Raw genomic sequence first — 16,925 nt, forward strand, 5'->3', positions numbered from 1 at the left:
GCTCCTGGCAGGGAGGGGCAGGGATGGGCGGAGCCCATTATGGTCAGGCCCATGGGCCGCTGCAATCGGGGGCGGCCTCGGCGCACCGGTTGCATTCGGGTATCCTGAAGGAAACGACAGGGACGAGGGGGAAGGGAATGATCAAGGCGAGCATGACGACCCTCAGGAACGCGGGGCTGTTTTGGGCGAAGGTGGTGCAGGGGGCCGCGACGTTGTGGCTGGAGCGCAACGCCTTCAGCTATGCCGGCTCGCTGGCCTTCTACACCCTCTTCTCCCTGGCGCCGACGATGATCATCGCCGTCACGGTGATCGGCGTGGTGCTCGGCGAGGAGGCCGCCCAAGGGCAGATCGTCGCCCAGCTGCAGGGCGCCATGGGCCACGACGCTGCCGCCGCCATCGAGCAGGCGGTGGCCCAGTCACGCATCGAAGAGTCCGGCCTGCTGCCGACCCTGCTCGGGGTGGGGGCCCTGCTGGTCGGTGCCACCACCGTCTTCGCCCAGATGCAGTTCTCGCTCAATACCCTCTGGGGCGTGACGGCCAGGCCCAGCAGCAACAGCGCCCTCAAGTTCCTCAAGAATCGCCTGCTGTCGCTGACCGTGGTGCTCGCCATCGGCTTCATCCTGCTGGTATCGCTGGTGCTCGGGGTGGTGATACGGGCCATGCTGCAGGCGGCCGACGACCTGCTGCCCTTCGTCGGGCTGCTGACCACCGGTGCCGAGTTCCTGGTCTCGCTGGCGGTGATCGCCGCGCTCTTCGCCACCATCTTCAAGGTGCTGCCGGACGTGGTGCTGCGCTGGCAGGACGTGCTGGTCGGCGCCGTGGTCACCGCCGTGCTGTTCGCCATCGGCCGCTGGGCGATCGCCATCTACCTGGCCTACACGGCCACGGCCTCCACCTACGGCGCGGCCGGGTCGGTGGTGATGATCCTGCTATGGGTCTACTACAGCTCGCTGATCCTGCTGTTCGGCGCCGCCTTCACCAAGTGCCACTTGCTGGCGTCGGGCAAGACGGTGGTGCCGCGCAACTCCGCGGTGCTGGTGCGCCACGAGCTGCTGGAGGAGTGAGCGAAGCGGCTTGGCGCGCCATGAAACGCAGGCCGGCGATGGCCGGCCTGCGGGGTGGCATCGCGACGCCTGGGGCACCTCAGCCGTCGGGGCGGAAGCGCTCCCGGGCCAGGTCGTCGGCCACGCTGGCGGGACTCAGGCCCTCGCGGTGGGCGCGGGCGAAGATCTCGTCCAGGGTGGCCCCGATCCCCTCGATATGCTCCATCACGGCCTCGCGGCGGTAGTCATCACGCCGCTGCCAGGCGATCTCGATCACCCCGCCGGCGTTGGCCACGTAGTCCGGGGTGTAGAGGATGCCGCGGGCCATCAGGCGCTCGGCGATTGCCGGGGTGGCCAGCTGGTTGTTGGCGGCACCGCAGACCACCCGGGCCTTCAGGCGGTCGACCACCGCTTCCGAGAGGGCGGCCCCCAGGGCGCAGGGCGCGAAGACGTCGACCTCGGCATCGGCGATCGCAGCCGGTGCCACGGCCTCGGCGCCGAGCTCCTCGGCGAGATGGGCCAGGGCCGCAGCGTCGACGTCGGTCAGCACCAGCCGGGCGCCGGCGGCATGGAGGTGGCGTGCCAGGTGGGCACCGACGTTGCCGACCCCCTGAACCGCCACCCGCACGCCGGCGAGGTCGTCGCGCCCCAGGCCATGGCGGACGGCGCTTCTCAGGGCGCAGAACACCCCCCAGGCCGTGAACGGCGAGGGGTCGCCCGAGGCTGCGCCATGGCGGGGCAGGCCGCCGACGTGCTCGGTGGCCTCGGCGATGCGGCGCATGTCGGCCTCGCTGCTGCCCGAGTCCTCGGCGGTGATGTAGGCACCGCCCAGGCCGTCGACGAGGCGGCCCATGGCGCGCAGCAGCTCGGGCGTCTTGTCGCGACGCGGGTCGGCGATGATCACCGCCTTGCCGCCCCCCAGCGGCAGGTCGGCCAGCGCCGACTTGTAGGTCATGCCGCGGGAGAGGCGCAGCACGTCGGTCAGTGCCTCGGCCTCACTGGCGTAGGGAAAGACGCGCAGGCCGCCCAGGGCCGGGCCGCGGGTGGTATCGTGGATGGCGATGATGGCGCGCAGGCCGCTTGCCTCGTCGCTGCCGAAGACGATCTGCTGGTGGTGGTCGAACTCGGGGTGGTCGAAGACCGGCATGGTGAAACTCCCTTTTGAGGATGATCATTGTGGTTGTGTCGGCCCGGGTAGGGCGATCCTCGGCCGCGGAGGGCTTGTGGCCGTTTGGCGTCCGGGGATAGTGACAAGACTAGGGCATCGGCCCCGGGACGGGAAGGCCCGAGGGCTGGCCCCCGGCCTGGCCCGGCTGGTAGAAAGGAGCCCGCCACCGATCGCGATGACAGAGGAGATGGCCATGGAGAAGTGCTGCGCGAAGGCGCTGGTGACGGGCAAGGTGCAGGGGGTCTGGTACCGCCGGGCGACCCAGGAGCAGGCCCTCAGGGCCGGGATCACCGGCCATGCGATCAACCTGCCGGACGGGCGGGTCGAGGTGCTGATGTGCGGCGAACGCGAGGCCGTCAAGCGGCTCGCCGAGTGGCTGTGGAAAGGGCCGGACGGGGCCCGCGTCACGCACGTGGAGTTCGAGGTGATCGAGACCCACGCGCCGGACGAGTTCCACGTCGGCTAGCCGAGGGGCGGAACCGGTGCGGCCCGTCGCTCGCGCCGCACCGGTGCTTGCCGGTCGTCAGGCCAGGGTGTCGGCGATCCAGTCACTGACGGCCTCACCGTCGACGCCCAGGCAGACCTCCACCAGCGGGGTGCGCGACCAGCGCGTCTCGATGAAGCCGCGCCCCTCGGGGGCGAAGATCGTCTGGCCCTCGGCATCACCGGACGTCGCCACGGTCAGGTGGCCGCGGCTCGTGGTGAAGAGCTCCGGGCGCAGCAGCCAGGCCAGGGCACAGCTGTCGTGGGGGCAGCAGCCATCGATGCCCAGGAACTCCCGATAGAAGTCCCGATAGAAGCCGTAGCTGCCTGCCAGCACCTTGCCGAGTGCGCCCTGGCCGGCCTCGATGCGCGCCATGTGCTCGCCGGTAAGCACGCAGCGGTGGGTGATGTCCAGCCCCACCAGGGTCAGCGGCCATCCGGCGGTGAGAACCCGGGCGGCGGCGTCCGGGTCATTGAACATGTTGGCCTCGGCCACCGGGGTGACGTTACCCCCCTCGCGGATCGAGCCACCCATGACCACCACCCGCTTGACCTTCCCGGTGATCGTCGGGTCGAGCTGCAGGGCCGCGGCGAGGTTGCCCACCGGACCCACCGAAACCAGCGTGACCTCGCCGGGACGGGCGTTCAGGGTGTCGACGATGAACTGCGCCGCGCTGCGGGGGTCGGCCTGGCCCCTGACCGGCGGCAGCTCGATATCGCCCAGGCCGTTAGTGCCATGGATATGGGCGGGCGGCGGATGACGCTCCTTGACCAGCGGTGCCGCGGCGCCCTGGGCCACGGGAATCTCTCGCCCGGCGAGCTCGGCGAGCAGCAGGGCATTGTGGGTGGCGATCTCCACGTCCACGTTGCCGTAGGTGGTGGTCAGCCCCAGCAGCTCGAGCTCGGGATGGCGCAGGGCGATGGCGATGGCCTGGGCGTCGTCGACGCCTGGGTCGGTATCGAAGATGATCGGATGGTTCACGGTGTCTCCTCGTCGTGGCGGTGGGGGGTGAGCAGGCCGTCGCGCAGGGCGCGCTCGACCGCCGTCGCCTCGGGGATGCTCTCGGCGGCGCCGGCGACCTGGACGCCCAGGGCAGCAGCGGTAGCGGCCCGTTGTAGGCAGTCGGTCACCGAGCGTCCCTGCTGCAGGGCGGCCAGGTAGTAGCCGATGAAGGTGTCGCCGGCGCCGGTGGTGTCCCGCGGCGTGACCGGCAGGGCCGGCTGGAAGTGGCGCTGGTCGCCACACTGGTACCAGGCGCCGTCACCGCCCAGGGTCAGCACCGTCTCGCCGCCGGGCAGGCGGCGGGCGAGGCCGTCGAGCAGCGCCTCGGGCGCAGCGGCCTCGTCCAGGCCGGCCAGCCAGGCCGCCTCGCCGCGATTGACGAACAGCAGCCGGCAGTGGGCCAGCGGCAGACCCAGCACCGCATCGCTCATCGGCGCCGGGTTGAAGGCGATGTTCAGGCCAGCCTCGACGGCGCGTTCCATCACCCGGGGCAGGGCATTGCACTCGTTCTGGGCCAGCAGCCAGTCCCCGGGCGAGGCCGCGGCGAAGTGCGTGTCGAGGTCCTGTTCCGTTGTGCCGTGGTTGGCGCCGGAAAAGAGGATGATGGCGTTCTCGCCCCGGTCGTCCACCTGGATGATGGCGTGGCCGCTGGGCTCGTCGACCAGGGCGATCGCCTCCACCTCCACTCCGGCACGCGCCAGGAGGTCACGGGCCCAGGCGTCCTGGCGCCCCAGGCGCCCCCAGTGGCGGACCCGTCCGCCGGCGCGTGCCATGGCCAGCGACTGGTTGGCCCCCTTGCCCCCCAGACCGACCCGGTAGTCGCGGCTGGCCAGGGTCTCGCCGGGGCGCACCAGGTGAGGGACGCGGTAGAAGTGGTCGAGGTTGATGGAACCGAAGTTGTGCAGCATGCGAGCCTCCGCGCTCAGCCTTCCTGCCAGCCGCGCAGGTTGTCGGCGGTGAGGGCCACGATCCGTTGGCGGGCCTCGGGGGTGATCCAGGCGTTGTGGGGCGTGACGATCAGGTTCAGCGGCTCGTCCAGGGCATCGAGCAGCGGGTGCCCGTCGCGGGGCGGCTCCTCCGGCAGCACGTCGACGCCAAGCCCGCCTAGGCGACCCTGGCGCAGCGCTTCGAGCGCCGCCTGCTCGTCGATGATCCCGCCCCGGGCGCAATTGATCAGCAGGGCGCCGGGCTTGAGGCTGGCCAGCAGGGGGGCGTCGACCAGGTGGCGGGTGGCCTCGGTGAGGGGACAGTGCAGGCTGATCACATCGGCTTCGGCCGCCAGGTCACGCAGGCCGGGGCGGCTGTCGTGGGCCTCGTTACCGGGGCGTGCGGCGAAGTCGACGTGCATGCCGAAGGCCTGGGCCAGGCGCGCCACCTTCGAGCCGAGCTCGCCCTGGCCGACGATCACCAGCCGCTTGCCTTCCAGCTGCAGGGTCGTGTGATCCATCAGGCAGAAGAAGGGGCTGTCGTTCCAGCGTCCCTCGGCCACGTCGCGCTGGTAGAGGGGCAGCCGGGTGGCCAGGGCCAGCATCAGCATCAGGGTGTGCTGGGCCACACTGGCCGTGCCATAGGCCGTGACATTCTTCACGGTGATGCCCAGGCGGTCGGCCGCGGCCATGTCGATGTTGTTGGTGCCGGTAGCGAGCACGCAGATCAGCCTGAGCGAGGGGAGGGCCTCGAGGGTCCCGGCATCCAGCACGACCTTGTTGACGATGGCCACCTCGGCGTCGGCGAGCCGTTCGGCGGCCTGGTCGCGCGTGCTCTGGTCATGCACCTCCAGGCTGTCGAGGTGCTGGCGGATCGGGGCCAGGTCGATGTCGGGACCCAGGCTGGCGGCGTCGAGGATGACGGCTTTCATGCGCTTTTCCTTGTCGATGCAGGCGTGTCGGACAACGGGCTGCGGCAGGGGTGGGCCTTGCCCGGCGCGACAGGCTATAATAGCCGGCTTTCGAGGCAGGCTTGGAATATCCGCGGGCCGGCCCTATATCGCACCACGGTAGCGCGAGACGGTGGGTGCCCCTGCCGTGCTTGACCCATGGGTAATGTCATTACATCGGGAGTGATCAAACCATGCCCATCTACGAATACGAGTGCAAGGCCTGCGGCCACCGCCTGGAGAAGCTTCAGAGGATCAGTGCCGAGCCGCTGAAAGACTGTCCCGCCTGCGAGGCGGCAGAGCTTCAGCGCCTGGTCTCCGCGGCGGGCTTCCGACTCGCCGGCAGCGGCTGGTACGAGACCGATTTCAAGTCCGGCAGCAAGAAGAATCTGGCCGGCGATACATCCAGCGAGTCATCCGGATCGAGCGAGAAGCCGCCGGCAGGCGACAAGCCGGCTAAGAAGAAGGATGAAACGGCGGCCTGAGGGCCGCCTCCTGACTCGAGCCCGGGCGATCACTTTTTTGACAATGCAACGGAACAGGATACGACATGCGCAGCCATTATTGCGGCCAGCTGAACGAGACCCTGGTGGATCAGACGGTCACCCTGTGCGGCTGGGTTCACCGCCGCCGTGACCATGGGGGCGTGATCTTCCTCGACATGCGCGATCGCGACGGCATCGCCCAGGTCGTGGTCGACCCCGATACCGCCGAGGCCTTCGCCAATGCCGACCGCGCCCGCAGCGAGTATGTGCTGCGCATCGTCGGTCGCGTCAGGCTGCGCCCCGAGGGCACCCAGAACCCCAACATGCCCACCGGCATGATCGAGGTGCTGGCCAAGCAGGTGGAGGTCCTCAACACCGCCGCCACGCCGCCCTTCCAGCTCGACGAGCATGGCAAGGTGGGCGAGGAGGTGCGCCTCAAGCACCGCTACATCGACCTGCGCCGCCCGGAGATGATCGAGAAGCTGCGCCTGCGCTCGCGCATTTCCCACAGCGTGCGCGCCTTCCTCGAGGGCCAGGGCTTCCTGGACATCGAGACCCCGATCCTGACCCGCGCCACCCCCGAGGGGGCCCGCGACTACCTGGTGCCGAGCCGCACGCATCCGGGCAGCTTCTTCGCGCTGCCGCAGTCACCGCAGCTGTTCAAGCAGCTGCTGATGGTGTCGGGCTTCGACCGCTACTACCAGATCGCCAAGTGCTTCCGCGACGAGGACCTGCGCGCCGACCGCCAGCCCGAGTTTACCCAGATCGACCTCGAGGCCTCTTTCGTCGAGGAGGAGGACATCATGGCGATCACCGAGGCGATGGTCCGCCAGCTCTTCCAGGAGGTGCTCGACGTCGAGCTGCCCGCCTTCCCGCGCATGCCCTATGCCGAGGCCATGAGCCGCTTCGGCTCCGACAAGCCGGACTTGCGCATCCCGCTGGAGCTCACCGACGTCGACGACCTGATGAAGGAGGTCGACTTCAAGGTCTTCTCCGGCCCCGCCAACGCCGATGACGGTCGCGTCGCCGCCCTCAAGGTCAAGGGTGGCGCCAGCCTCTCCCGCAAGGAGATCGACGACTACACCAAGTTCGTCGGCATCTACGGCGCCCGCGGCCTGGCCTGGATCAAGGTCAACGAGCGCGCCAAGGGGCTGGAAGGGCTCCAGTCGCCCATCGTCAAGTTCATGGAGGGCGTGGTCGAGCAGCTGCTGGACCGCGTCGGTGCCGAGGACGGCGACATCATCTTCTTCGGTGCCGACAAGACGCGCATCGTCGATGAGGCCCTGGGGGCGCTGCGCGTGCGCCTCGGCGAGGACCTCGATCTCTATACCGCCGACTGGGCCCCGCTGTGGGTGGTCGACTTCCCGATGTTCGAGGAGGACGGCAGCGCCCGCCTGCAGGCCCTGCACCATCCGTTCACCGCTCCCTCCTGCGACGCCGAGACCCTCAAGGCTCAGCCAGCCTCCGCGCTCTCGCGGGCCTATGACATGGTGCTCAACGGCACCGAGCTGGGCGGCGGCTCGATCCGTATCCACGACCAGGCGATGCAGCAGACCGTGCTCGAGGTGCTGGGCATCGGCGAGGAGGAGGCCCGCGAGAAGTTCGGCTTCCTGCTCGACGCCCTGCAATACGGCGCGCCCCCCCATGGCGGCCTGGCCTTCGGCCTCGACCGCCTGGTGATGCTGATGAGCGGGGCGAAGACCATCCGCGAGGTGATCGCCTTCCCGAAGACCCAGAGCGCGGCCTGCCTGCTGACCGAGGCGCCGGGCGAGGTGAGCACCGAGCAGCTCAAGGAGCTCAACATCCGCCTGCGCCAGAAGGCCAAGGCGGAAACCGCCAGCGAGTGACGGCGACCCCGACTCGATGTCATCTCACCGGCGCCTTCAGGGCGCCGGTGTCATGTCCAAGGCAAGGAGAGGTGAATGGCAGGCCATAGCAAGTGGGCCAATATCAAGCATCGCAAGGCGGCCCAGGACGCCAGGCGAGGCAAGATCTTCAACAAGCTGATCCGTGAGCTGAGCGTCGCCGCCCGCCAGGGCGGCGAGGAGCCGGCCGACAATCCACGGCTGCGCGCCGCCATCGACAAGGCGCTGGCCAACAACATGACCAAGGAGACCATCCAGCGGGCGGTGGACCGGGGCGCCGGCAACGCCGATGGCGACGCCATGGAGGAGTGCGTCTACGAGGGCTATGGTCCCGAGGGGGTGGCGGTGATGGTCGAGTGCCTGACCGATAACCGAAATCGGACTGTCTCCGAGGTGCGACATGCCTTCGGCAAGCAGGGTGGCAACCTCGGCACCACCGGCTCGGTGGCCTTCATGTTCCACCGTCAGGGTCGCCTGCTGCTGCCCGAAGGGGTCACCGAGGAAGCGGCCATCGAGGCCACCCTGGAGGCGGAGCCCGAGGAGATCGAGGTGCGTGACGATGGCCGCCTCGAGGTGGTCACCACGCCCGACTCCTTCGGCCGGGTGAAGGATGCGCTGGTCGCGGCGGGGATCGAGCCCGAGCACAGCGACGTGGGGCTCTATCCGGACACCACCACACCCATCGCCGAGGCGAATCTCGCCGGCCGGGTGCTCAAGCTGCTCGACATGCTCGAGGACCTGGACGATGTCCAGAACGTCACCACCAATGCGGAGTTCGCCGACGATGTCCTCGATGAGCTCGATTGAGCCTTGCCGATGCTGATCCTCGGCATCGACCCCGGCTCGCGGATCACCGGCTACGGGGTGCTGGACGTCACCACGCCCACGCCGCGCTACGTGGCCAGCGGCTGCATCCGCATCCAGGCCGGCGACCTGGCCCAGCGCCTGGCCCAGGTCTATGCCGGGGTCAGCGAGCTGATCGCGGTGCATGGCCCCGGGGAGTTCGCCATCGAGCAGGTGTTCATGTCGAAGAATGCCGACTCCGCCCTCAAGCTTGGCCAGGCCCGCGGCACGGCCATCGTCTGCGCCGCCAACCATGGCCTGCCGGTCAGCGAGTACGGCCCTCGCCAGATCAAGCAGGCGGTGGCCGGCAGCGGCAGCGCCGACAAGGCCCAGGTGCAGCACATGGTGACCGCGATCCTCGGCCTCTCGGCCACGCCCCAGGCGGATGCCGCCGACGCCCTGGCCATCGCGCTCACCCATGCCCATGCCCGCCTGGGGCTGCTGCGCAAGGGGAGCTATGGCGGGCACCGCAGCCGCCGCAAGGGGAGCGCCTGGCGCGACTTCCGCCCCTGACACTGTCGCCGCGAGGCGACGGTGGCAGATTGTCGAACGCTGTTCCCGCGGGCTGGCATGCGGCTCGGGCGAACAGTATAGTGGCCCGATGACGGCCCCGCGGGCCGCGATGGACTCCAACCCAAGGGACAGCGAACTTCCATGATAGGACGCCTGCGAGGCACCCTGCTCGAGAAACAGCCCCCCTGGATGGTGGTGGACGTGGCCGGAGTCGGCTACGAGCTGGAAGCCTCCATGACCACCCTGGTGGCCATGCCCGGCACCGGCGAGCCGGTATCGCTCTATACCCACCTGGCCATCCGCGACGATGCCCACCTGCTCTACGGTTTCGCCCGGGAGCAGGAGCGTGCCTTGTTCCGCGCCCTGATCAAGGTCAACGGCATCGGCCCCAGGCTGGCCCTGGGCATCCTCTCCGGCATGGACGAGGAGGCCTTCGTGCGCTGCGTGATGGACGACGACGTCAAGGCGCTGACCCGGCTGCCCGGAGTGGGCAAGAAGACCGCCGAGCGGCTGATCATCGAGATGCGCGACCGCTTTCCCCACTGGGAGCAACCGGGCGAACTGGCCGTCGGCACCCAGATACCGACCAGCAACGTGTCGTCCGGTCCCCCGGACCCCGTCGCCGATGCCGAGGCGGCCCTGGTCAGCCTGGGCTATAAGCCCGCCGAGGCGGCCCGCATGCTGGTCGGCCTCGAGGAGGCCGTTTCCACCGAGGCCATGATCAAGGCGGCGCTGACCCGCCGCCTCGCGGGGTGAACCGATGATGCCTCGCCACTTTTCCCCGATGCCGGATGGCCGCCATGCTCGAGACTGATCGCCTGATCGCCGCCGACCCCCGCGACGGGGAGGGCGGCGCCGAACATGCCATCCGTCCGAAGCGGCTCGCCGACTACATCGGCCAGCCACGGGTGCGCGAGCAGCTCGACATCTTCATCAGCGCTGCTCGTGGTCGCGAGGAGAGCCTCGACCACACCCTGGTGTTCGGCCCGCCGGGACTCGGCAAGACGACGCTGGCCAACATCGTCGCCGCCGAGATGGGGGTGGGGCTCAAGTCCACCTCGGGGCCGGTGCTCGAGCGGGCCGGCGACCTCGCCGCCATGCTCACCAACCTGCAGCCCGGCGACGTGCTCTTCATCGACGAGATCCACCGCCTGTCGCCGGTGGTGGAGGAGATCCTCTATCCCGCCATGGAGGACTTCCAGCTCGACATCGTCATCGGCGAGGGGCCGGCGGCGCGCTCGATCAAGCTCGACCTGCCCCCCTTCACGCTGGTCGGCGCCACCACCCGGGCGGGCCTGCTGACTTCGCCGCTGCGCGACCGCTTCGGTATCGTCCAGCGCCTGGAGTTCTACAGCATCGACGAGCTCACCGAGATCGTCGTGCGCTCCGCGCGGCTGCTGGGGGTCGAGAGCGACCGGGAAGGCGCCCGGGAAGTCGCGCGCCGTTCCCGGGGCACCCCGCGCATCGCCAACCGGCTGCTGCGCCGGGTGCGCGACTTCGCCGAGGTGCGCGCCCAGGGCCGGGTGGATGCCGAGATCGCCGACCTGGCCCTGAACATGCTGCACGTCGACCATCACGGCCTCGACCACATGGACCGGCGCCTGCTGCTGGCGATGATCGAGAAGTTCGACGGTGGCCCGGTGGGCATCGACTCGCTGGCCGCGGCGATCGGCGAGGAGCGCGACACCATCGAGGACGTCATCGAACCCTATCTGATCCAGCAGGGCCTGATGATGCGCACCGCCCGTGGCCGGGTGGTGACCCGTCAGGCCTGGGAACACTTCGACCTGGCGCCCCACGAGCGGGCGCCGGACTAGCGGCCCCCATTCCCGTGACGACTGACCAAGACCGACGAGGATCCCCGTGAACGACTCCATGTCCATACCCCACCTGATCATGAACGCCAGCGGCGTGGTGCAGATGGTGATGCTGATCCTGGTGATTGGCTCCATCCTCTCCTGGGTGGTGATCTTCCAGCGCACCTTCGTGATGCGCCGGGCGCGCAAGGCACACCGGGCCTTCGAGGACCGCTTCTGGTCCGGCGTCGACCTCAACGAGCTCTACCGCGAGACGCCCGCCGAGCAGGAGACCCAGGGCGCCGAGCACGTCTTCCGTGCCGGCTTTCGCGAGTTCAACCGCCTGCTGGCCAAGACCCGCAGCCCCCAGGCGATCCTCGAGGGTGTCCAGCGCAGCATGCGCGTGGCCTGGTCCCGCGAGGAGGACCGCCTCAACCTGCACCTGGTGTTCCTGGCCACCGTCGCCTCGGCCAGCCCCTACATCGGGCTGTTCGGCACCGTCTGGGGCATCATGGGCTCCTTCCAGTCCCTCTCCATGGCCCAGCAGGCGACCCTGGCCACGGTGGCCCCCTGGATCGCCGAGGCACTGATCGCCACCGCCATGGGGCTGTTCGCGGCGATTCCCGCGGTGATCTTCTACAACCGGCTCTCCGCCGAGTCGGGGCGCCTGCTGGGCAAGTACGAGGACTTCGCCGAGGAGTTCCACTCCATCCTGCACCGCAACTTGCAGGGCCGGACCGACCCCGGCGCCGACTGAGGGAGAGGCCGTCATGCTAGGACCCTTCAATCGTGGCGGGCGCCGCAAGCCCATGGGCGAGATCAACGTCGTGCCCTTCATCGACGTCATGCTGGTGCTGCTGGTGATCTTCATGATCACCGCGCCGATGCTCACCCAGGGCGTGCAGGTCGACCTGCCCCAGGTCAGCTCCGAACCCATCGAGGAGACCGAGGATCGCGATCCCATCAACGTCGCGGTTGAAAGCGACGGTCGGTATTCAATTTGGGTGGGCGACGACGAACCACGAGAGGTTGGCATTGACGAAATCGCCGAACGCGTGATCATCCTGCTGGAACGCCAGCCGGGGACCCCAGTGATGGTGCACGGCGATCGCAATGTCCCCTATGGCAAGGTGGTGACGCTGATGAGCACCCTGCAGACCGCGGGGGTGAGCAATGTCGGGCTGATCTCGGAACCGCCCCCCGGGGACAGTTGAGGAGCCCACATGGCCAGACATGACCGACGCGTGGGCTATGGCCTGCCGCTGGTGCTCGCCATCGCCCTGCACCTGGCGATCCTGGTGGCCAGCGTGATCCGCTTTCCCGAGCGGGAGACCGAGCCACCGAGCACCACTATCGTCCAGGCGACCCTGGTCAGCACCGAGACCACCACCGACCAGGCCCAGCGCGCCGAGGAGGCCCGGGCCCGGGCGGCGGCCCGCCAGGCCGAGGAGGAGGCTGCGGCCCGCGCCGAGGAGGAGGCGGCTCGCCAGGCAGAGGCCGAGGCCGTCGAGGCCGCGGAGGAAACCGCCCGCCAGGCCGAGGAAGCCGAGCGCCAGCGCCAGGCCGAAGCCGAGGCCCGCGAGGAGGCTCGCCGGGCCGCCGAGGAGGAGGCCGCCCGGCGCGCCGAGCAGGCCGAGGCAGAAGCCGAACGCCGGCGCCAGGCTGAAGCGGAAGCCGAAGCCGAAGCCGAACGCGTACGCCAGGCCGAAGCGGAAGCCGAACGTGTACGCCAGGCCGAGGCGGAAGCCGAACGCCAGCGCCAGGCCGAAGCAGAAGCCGAACGTGTACGCCAGGCCGAGGCGGAAGCCGAACGCGTACGCCAGGCCGAAGCGGAAGCCGAACGTGTACGCCAGGCCGAGGCGGAAGCCGAACGCCAGCGCCAGGCCGAAGCAGAAGCCGAACGCCAGCGCCAGGCCGAAGCGGAAGCCGAACGTCAGCGCCAGGCCGAAGCAGAAGCCGAACGTCAGCGACAGGCCGAGGAGCAGGCCCGTCGTGCCGTCGAAGCGGCCAACCAGGGCCTGGAGCGTGCCATCGAGGGCGAAGCAGACAACGTGGCCAATGCCCGCCAGGCCAGCGAGGCGGCCAACAGCTTCATCAACTTGGTGCGCCGGGCGGTGGAGCAGGCCTGGGTGATTCCGCCCAACGTGCCCGACGGGGCCAGCGCCGAGGTGTCGGTGCGACTGGGCCCCTCCGGGGAGCTGTTCGCGGCTACCATTGGTCAGAGCAGTGGCAACAGCGCCTTCGACCGCTCCGCGGTCCAGGCCGTGGAGGCCGCCGCGCCCTTCGCCGAGCTGCGCCAGTTGCCGGCGTCGGCCCAGCGCGACTATCGTCAATTCAACCTGCGATTCCGACCGGGGGATATCCGCTGATGAACATCCTGAAGACCACCTGGCTAGCCGCCATGCTGATGCTGGTCACCAGCCTGGCCCAGGCCGCCGACCTGACCATCGAGATCACCCGTGGCAGCGACCGTGCCACGCCCATCGCGATCGTGCCCTTCGCCGACGGCGACGACATGCCTCAGGACATTGCCCAGATCGTCTCCGATGACCTGGAACGCAGCGGCTACTTCGAGCCGCTGGAGCGTCGCGCCATGTTCGAGCGACCCGCCTCGAGCGAGGAGGTCCGCTATGGCGACTGGCGCGCCCTGGACGTTCGCTACCTGGTGGCGGGACGCATCAGCCGCGAGGGCGATCAGTACCGCATCCAGTACGAGTTGATGGACGTCAGCGGCGAGAGTCGCATGCTCGCCGAGAGCGTCACGACCGGCCGCCAGGGGCTGCGCGACGCCGCGCACTACATCAGCGACCAGATCTTCGAGGAGATCACCGATATCCGGGGGGCCTTCTCGACCCGCATTGCCTACGTGACCTCCAGCGGCGTGGGCGACGATACCCAATATGCCCTCCACGTGGCCGATGCCGACGGCCGCAACAGCCAGCAGATCCTCTCGTCCGACGAGCCGATCATGTCGCCGGCCTGGTCGCCGGATGGCGGCAAGCTGGCCTACGTCTCCTTCGAGACCGAGCGCCCGGCGATCTACATCCAGGATCTCGCCTCCGGCCGGCGCGTGCGTGCCACCTCCTTCGAGGGGCTCAACAGCGCCCCGAGCTGGTCACCGGATGGCCGCCGCCTGGCGATGGCGCTCTCCAAGGATGGCCAGCCCGAGATCTACGTCATGGACATCGGCTCGCGGGACGTGCGGCGCGTCACCAACAACTCCAGCATCGACACCGAGCCCGCCTGGGCACCGGATGGTCGCAGCCTGCTGTTCACCTCGGACCGCAGCGGTGGCCCGCAGATCTATCGCCTCGACCTGGGCAGCGGCGAGGAGGAGCGTCTCACCTTCACCGGCAACTACAATGCCCGGGCGCGCTTCGCCCCGGACGGCGAGGCGATCTTCCTGATACACCGCGGCAACAACGGCTATCAGGTGGCGCGCCAGGACCTGGAGAGCGGCCGCCTGGTGGCCCTCTCCGACATGGGACAGGCCGAATCCCCCAGTGTCGCGCCCAATGGCACCATGGTAATCTTCGCCACCCAGCAGGGCGGTAACGGCGTGCTGGGCGGGGTCTCCGCCGATGGGCGCGCCACCTTCCGGCTGCCGGCGGCGCAGGGGGATGTCCGCGAACCCGCGTGGTCACCGTTTCTGAACTGATGTATCCAGCACGATATATCCAACGAGGAGTTTCACGATGCAGCTCAAGCCCTATGCCAGAACCCTGGCCATCGCCCTCTCCCTGGCCTTCGTGGCCGGCTGTTCCAGCACGGGTGGCGGCCAGGACGGCGACCTGACGGGAGGTGCTGGCGGCAGCGATCGCGGCGGCGTGTCAACCGGCAGCGCCGATGGCCGGGGCGTCAGCGGTGACCGTGACGGCCGAGACGGACAGCGCGCCGATGCCGACGGCCGCATTCCGGAGACCCGCACCATCTACTTCGAGTACGACAGCGATACCATCCGCAGCGAGTTCGAGCCGGTGCTGACCGCCCATGCCCGCTTCCTGCAGAACAACCCCAATGCCAGCGTCGTCCTGCAGGGCCATACCGACGAGCGCGGTACCCGCGAGTACAACCTGGCGCTGGGCGAGCGTCGCGCTGGTGCCGTCGAGCGCTACCTCAACGTGCAGGGCGTGTCGCCCTCCCAGGTCGAGGTGGTCAGCTACGGCGAGGAGCGGCCCGCGGCCCGTGGCCAGAACGAGCAGGCCTACGCCCAGAACCGTCGGGTGGTCTTCGCCTACTGAGCCGGGCCAACACGACGAGGGAGAAAGCGATGAGACACGGTCTGAAGGGACTGTGCGGTGCGGGAGCCCTGGTGCTCCCGCTGACCGTAGCGATGCCAGCCCTGGCGCAGCAGCCGGTGATCGAGGACCTGACCGGACGAACCGGTTCCAGCAGCTTCTATGACCAGGCGGCCACCCGCGAGGAGGCCGGCGGCAGCCTGGTGATCTTCAACCAGGTCCAGCAGCACCAGGAGGAGATCCGCCAACTGCGCGGCCAGGTGGAGGAGCTGCGCCACCAGCTGGAGCAGCTGCGTCGCCAGACCCGCCAGCAATACCTGGACATCGAGGATCGCCTGATGGCGGCAGGCAGTGGCGTCGACCAGGCCGCTCCGCCCGTGGACGAGGAGAGTGCTCGCCAGGTCGCCGAGACCCCCTCGCCGAGCGGTGACGACCCTGCCGCACAGTCGGCCTACCAGACGGCCTTCTCGCATGTCCAGGCCCGCGAGTTCGGCCAGGCCATCGATGCCTTCGAGTCCTTCGTCAGCGCCCATCCCGACAGCCGCCTGACCGCCAACGCCCACTACTGGCTCGGCGAGCTCTACTCGGCCGAGGGCGAGCTGGAGGCCGCCGATGCCGCCTTCCGGCGGGTCCTGCAGGACTTCCCCGAGAGCAGCAAGGTGCCCGATGCCCTCTACAAGCTGGGGCTGCTGGAGGCGCGCCGTGGGCGCCCCGAAGAGAGCCGGGCGCTGCTCGACCGCGTGCGCGAGGAGCATCCCGACAGCAGCGCCGCTGGGCTGGCCGACGACTTCCTGCGCCAGGCAGGCAACTGAGGGACAGAGGAGACGTGATGACCTGCAAGATCGACTACCAGCCCGCGGCCGGTCTGCTCGAGGGCCGCATCATCCTGGTGACCGGTGCCGGTGACGGCATCGGTCGGGCCGCGGCCCTGGCCTTCGCCGGCCAGGGGGCCACCGTGATCCTGCTGGGGCGCACCATTGCCAAGCTGGAGACGGTCTACGACGAGATCGAGGCCGCCGGAGGCCCTCAGCCGGCCATCTTCCCGCTCAACTTCGAGGGGGCCACGCTCAAGGACTACCATGACATGGCCGAGACCCTCGACAAGGAATTCGGTCGCCTCGACGGTATCCTGCATAACGCCGGGATTCTCGGCCGCATCACGCCCTTCGAGCAGTACAATCCCGAGCTCTGGGAACAGGTAATGCAGGTCAACATCAACGGGCCGATCTGGATGACCCAGGCCCTGCTGCCGCTTCTCAAGAGCTCGCCGGACGCCTCGGTGGTATTCACCTCCTCGAGCGTCGGGCGCCGGGGCCGGGCCTACTGGGGGGCCTATGCGGTGTCCAAGTTCGCCACCGAAGGCTTCGTCGAGGTGCTGGCCGACGAGGTCGAGCATCTGGGCACCCTGCGCGTCAACAGCCTCAACCCCGGGGCGACGCGCACCGCCATGCGCAAGAGCGCCTATCCCGGGGAGAACGAGATGACGCTGCGGCCGCCGGAAGAGATCATGCCCACCTACCTGTGGCTGATGGGGCCGGACAGCCGCGGCCACAACGGCGAGAAGTTCGACGCCCAGCCGCCGAAGCAAGGGTGAGGGCGGTGCCCCGGGGTC

Annotated in this window: 19 protein-coding genes; 15 read left to right on the forward strand and 4 right to left on the reverse strand. The window is 69.2% G+C overall.

Annotation, left to right across the window (positions count from 1 at the left end):
• Positions 1-137: 137 nt before the first annotated feature.
• Complete coding sequence (locus M8009_RS01905; RefSeq protein WP_250059073.1) at positions 138-1,064, forward strand: YihY/virulence factor BrkB family protein; 927 nt, start codon at positions 138-140, stop codon at positions 1,062-1,064.
• A 79-nt stretch (positions 1,065-1,143) separates the two neighbouring features.
• On the opposite strand, the gene M8009_RS01910 is transcribed toward M8009_RS01905, so the two are convergent.
• Positions 1,144-2,190: a Glu/Leu/Phe/Val family dehydrogenase gene (locus M8009_RS01910; RefSeq protein ID WP_250059074.1), complete on the reverse strand. Its 1,047-nt coding sequence runs from the start codon at positions 2,188-2,190 to the stop codon at positions 1,144-1,146.
• A gap of 214 nt (positions 2,191-2,404) precedes the next feature.
• On the opposite strand from M8009_RS01910, the gene M8009_RS01915 reads away from it, so the two are divergent.
• Positions 2,405-2,677 carry an acylphosphatase gene (locus M8009_RS01915; protein WP_250059075.1) on the forward strand — a complete coding sequence of 91 codons (273 nt, stop codon included), beginning with the start codon at positions 2,405-2,407 and terminating at the stop codon, positions 2,675-2,677.
• A 57-nt stretch (positions 2,678-2,734) separates the two neighbouring features.
• Here M8009_RS01915 and M8009_RS01920 read toward each other — a convergent pair whose 3' ends face one another.
• From M8009_RS01920 to M8009_RS01930, 3 genes are read right to left on the reverse strand one after another with little or no spacing between them, the layout of a single operon-like run.
• Entirely contained in the window at positions 2,735-3,676 is a 942-nt protein-coding gene (locus M8009_RS01920; protein ID WP_250059076.1) for a nucleoside hydrolase, read from the reverse strand.
• Positions 3,673-4,605, reverse strand: a complete 933-nt coding sequence (locus tag M8009_RS01925) for a ribokinase (protein WP_250059077.1) — start codon at positions 4,603-4,605, stop codon at positions 3,673-3,675. The genes M8009_RS01920 and M8009_RS01925 overlap by 4 nt, the downstream gene beginning before the upstream one ends.
• A 14-nt stretch (positions 4,606-4,619) precedes the next feature.
• Complete coding sequence (locus M8009_RS01930; RefSeq protein WP_250059078.1) at positions 4,620-5,555, reverse strand: D-2-hydroxyacid dehydrogenase; 936 nt, start codon at positions 5,553-5,555, stop codon at positions 4,620-4,622.
• 212 nt (positions 5,556-5,767) lie between these two features.
• Here M8009_RS01930 and M8009_RS01935 point away from each other — a divergent pair, with 212 nt between their 5' ends.
• From M8009_RS01935 to M8009_RS01995, 13 genes are all read left to right on the forward strand, one after another.
• Entirely contained in the window at positions 5,768-6,058 is a 291-nt protein-coding gene (locus M8009_RS01935; RefSeq protein WP_250059079.1) for an FmdB family zinc ribbon protein, read from the forward strand.
• Between the two features lie 65 nt (positions 6,059-6,123).
• Entirely contained in the window at positions 6,124-7,905 is a 1,782-nt protein-coding gene (gene aspS / locus M8009_RS01940) for an aspartate--tRNA ligase (RefSeq protein ID WP_250059080.1), read from the forward strand.
• Positions 7,906-7,980: 75 nt separating this feature from the next.
• Entirely contained in the window at positions 7,981-8,730 is a 750-nt protein-coding gene (locus tag M8009_RS01945; RefSeq protein WP_250059081.1) for a YebC/PmpR family DNA-binding transcriptional regulator, read from the forward strand.
• 9 nt (positions 8,731-8,739) lie between these two features.
• Positions 8,740-9,279 (forward strand): crossover junction endodeoxyribonuclease RuvC, encoded by a 540-nt coding sequence (gene ruvC, locus M8009_RS01950; RefSeq protein ID WP_250059473.1) that lies wholly within the window; start codon positions 8,740-8,742, stop codon positions 9,277-9,279.
• A 141-nt stretch (positions 9,280-9,420) separates the two neighbouring features.
• A complete protein-coding gene (gene ruvA, locus M8009_RS01955) occupies positions 9,421-10,035 on the forward strand; it encodes a Holliday junction branch migration protein RuvA (protein ID WP_250059082.1) in 615 nt (204 codons plus the stop codon).
• 44 nt (positions 10,036-10,079) lie between these two features.
• Positions 10,080-11,096 (forward strand): Holliday junction branch migration DNA helicase RuvB, encoded by a 1,017-nt coding sequence (gene ruvB / locus M8009_RS01960; RefSeq protein WP_250059083.1) that lies wholly within the window; start codon positions 10,080-10,082, stop codon positions 11,094-11,096.
• 58 nt (positions 11,097-11,154) lie between these two features.
• The gene (gene tolQ / locus M8009_RS01965; RefSeq protein WP_284047698.1) at positions 11,155-11,832 is read left to right on the forward strand and encodes a protein TolQ; all 678 of its coding nucleotides are present in this window, start codon (positions 11,155-11,157) and stop codon (positions 11,830-11,832) included.
• A gap of 13 nt (positions 11,833-11,845) precedes the next feature.
• Entirely contained in the window at positions 11,846-12,289 is a 444-nt protein-coding gene (gene tolR / locus M8009_RS01970; protein WP_250059085.1) for a protein TolR, read from the forward strand.
• A 9-nt stretch (positions 12,290-12,298) separates the two neighbouring features.
• Positions 12,299-13,444 (forward strand): cell envelope integrity protein TolA, encoded by a 1,146-nt coding sequence (gene tolA / locus M8009_RS01975; RefSeq protein WP_250059086.1) that lies wholly within the window; start codon positions 12,299-12,301, stop codon positions 13,442-13,444.
• Positions 13,444-14,733: a Tol-Pal system beta propeller repeat protein TolB gene (gene tolB, locus M8009_RS01980; RefSeq protein WP_250059087.1), complete on the forward strand. Its 1,290-nt coding sequence runs from the start codon at positions 13,444-13,446 to the stop codon at positions 14,731-14,733. The genes tolA and tolB overlap by 1 nt, the downstream gene beginning before the upstream one ends.
• A gap of 37 nt (positions 14,734-14,770) precedes the next feature.
• The gene (pal, locus tag M8009_RS01985) at positions 14,771-15,316 is read left to right on the forward strand and encodes a peptidoglycan-associated lipoprotein Pal (RefSeq protein ID WP_250059088.1); all 546 of its coding nucleotides are present in this window, start codon (positions 14,771-14,773) and stop codon (positions 15,314-15,316) included.
• 29 nt (positions 15,317-15,345) lie between these two features.
• A complete protein-coding gene (ybgF, locus tag M8009_RS01990) occupies positions 15,346-16,125 on the forward strand; it encodes a tol-pal system protein YbgF (RefSeq protein WP_250059089.1) in 780 nt (259 codons plus the stop codon).
• 17 nt (positions 16,126-16,142) lie between these two features.
• Positions 16,143-16,907: a YciK family oxidoreductase gene (locus tag M8009_RS01995; RefSeq protein WP_250059090.1), complete on the forward strand. Its 765-nt coding sequence runs from the start codon at positions 16,143-16,145 to the stop codon at positions 16,905-16,907.
• The last annotated feature ends 18 nt before the right edge of the window (positions 16,908-16,925 follow it).

The sequence above is a fragment of the Halomonas gemina genome, from assembly GCF_023554995.1.
GTDB classification, from domain to species: domain Bacteria; phylum Pseudomonadota; class Gammaproteobacteria; order Pseudomonadales; family Halomonadaceae; genus Halomonas; species Halomonas gemina.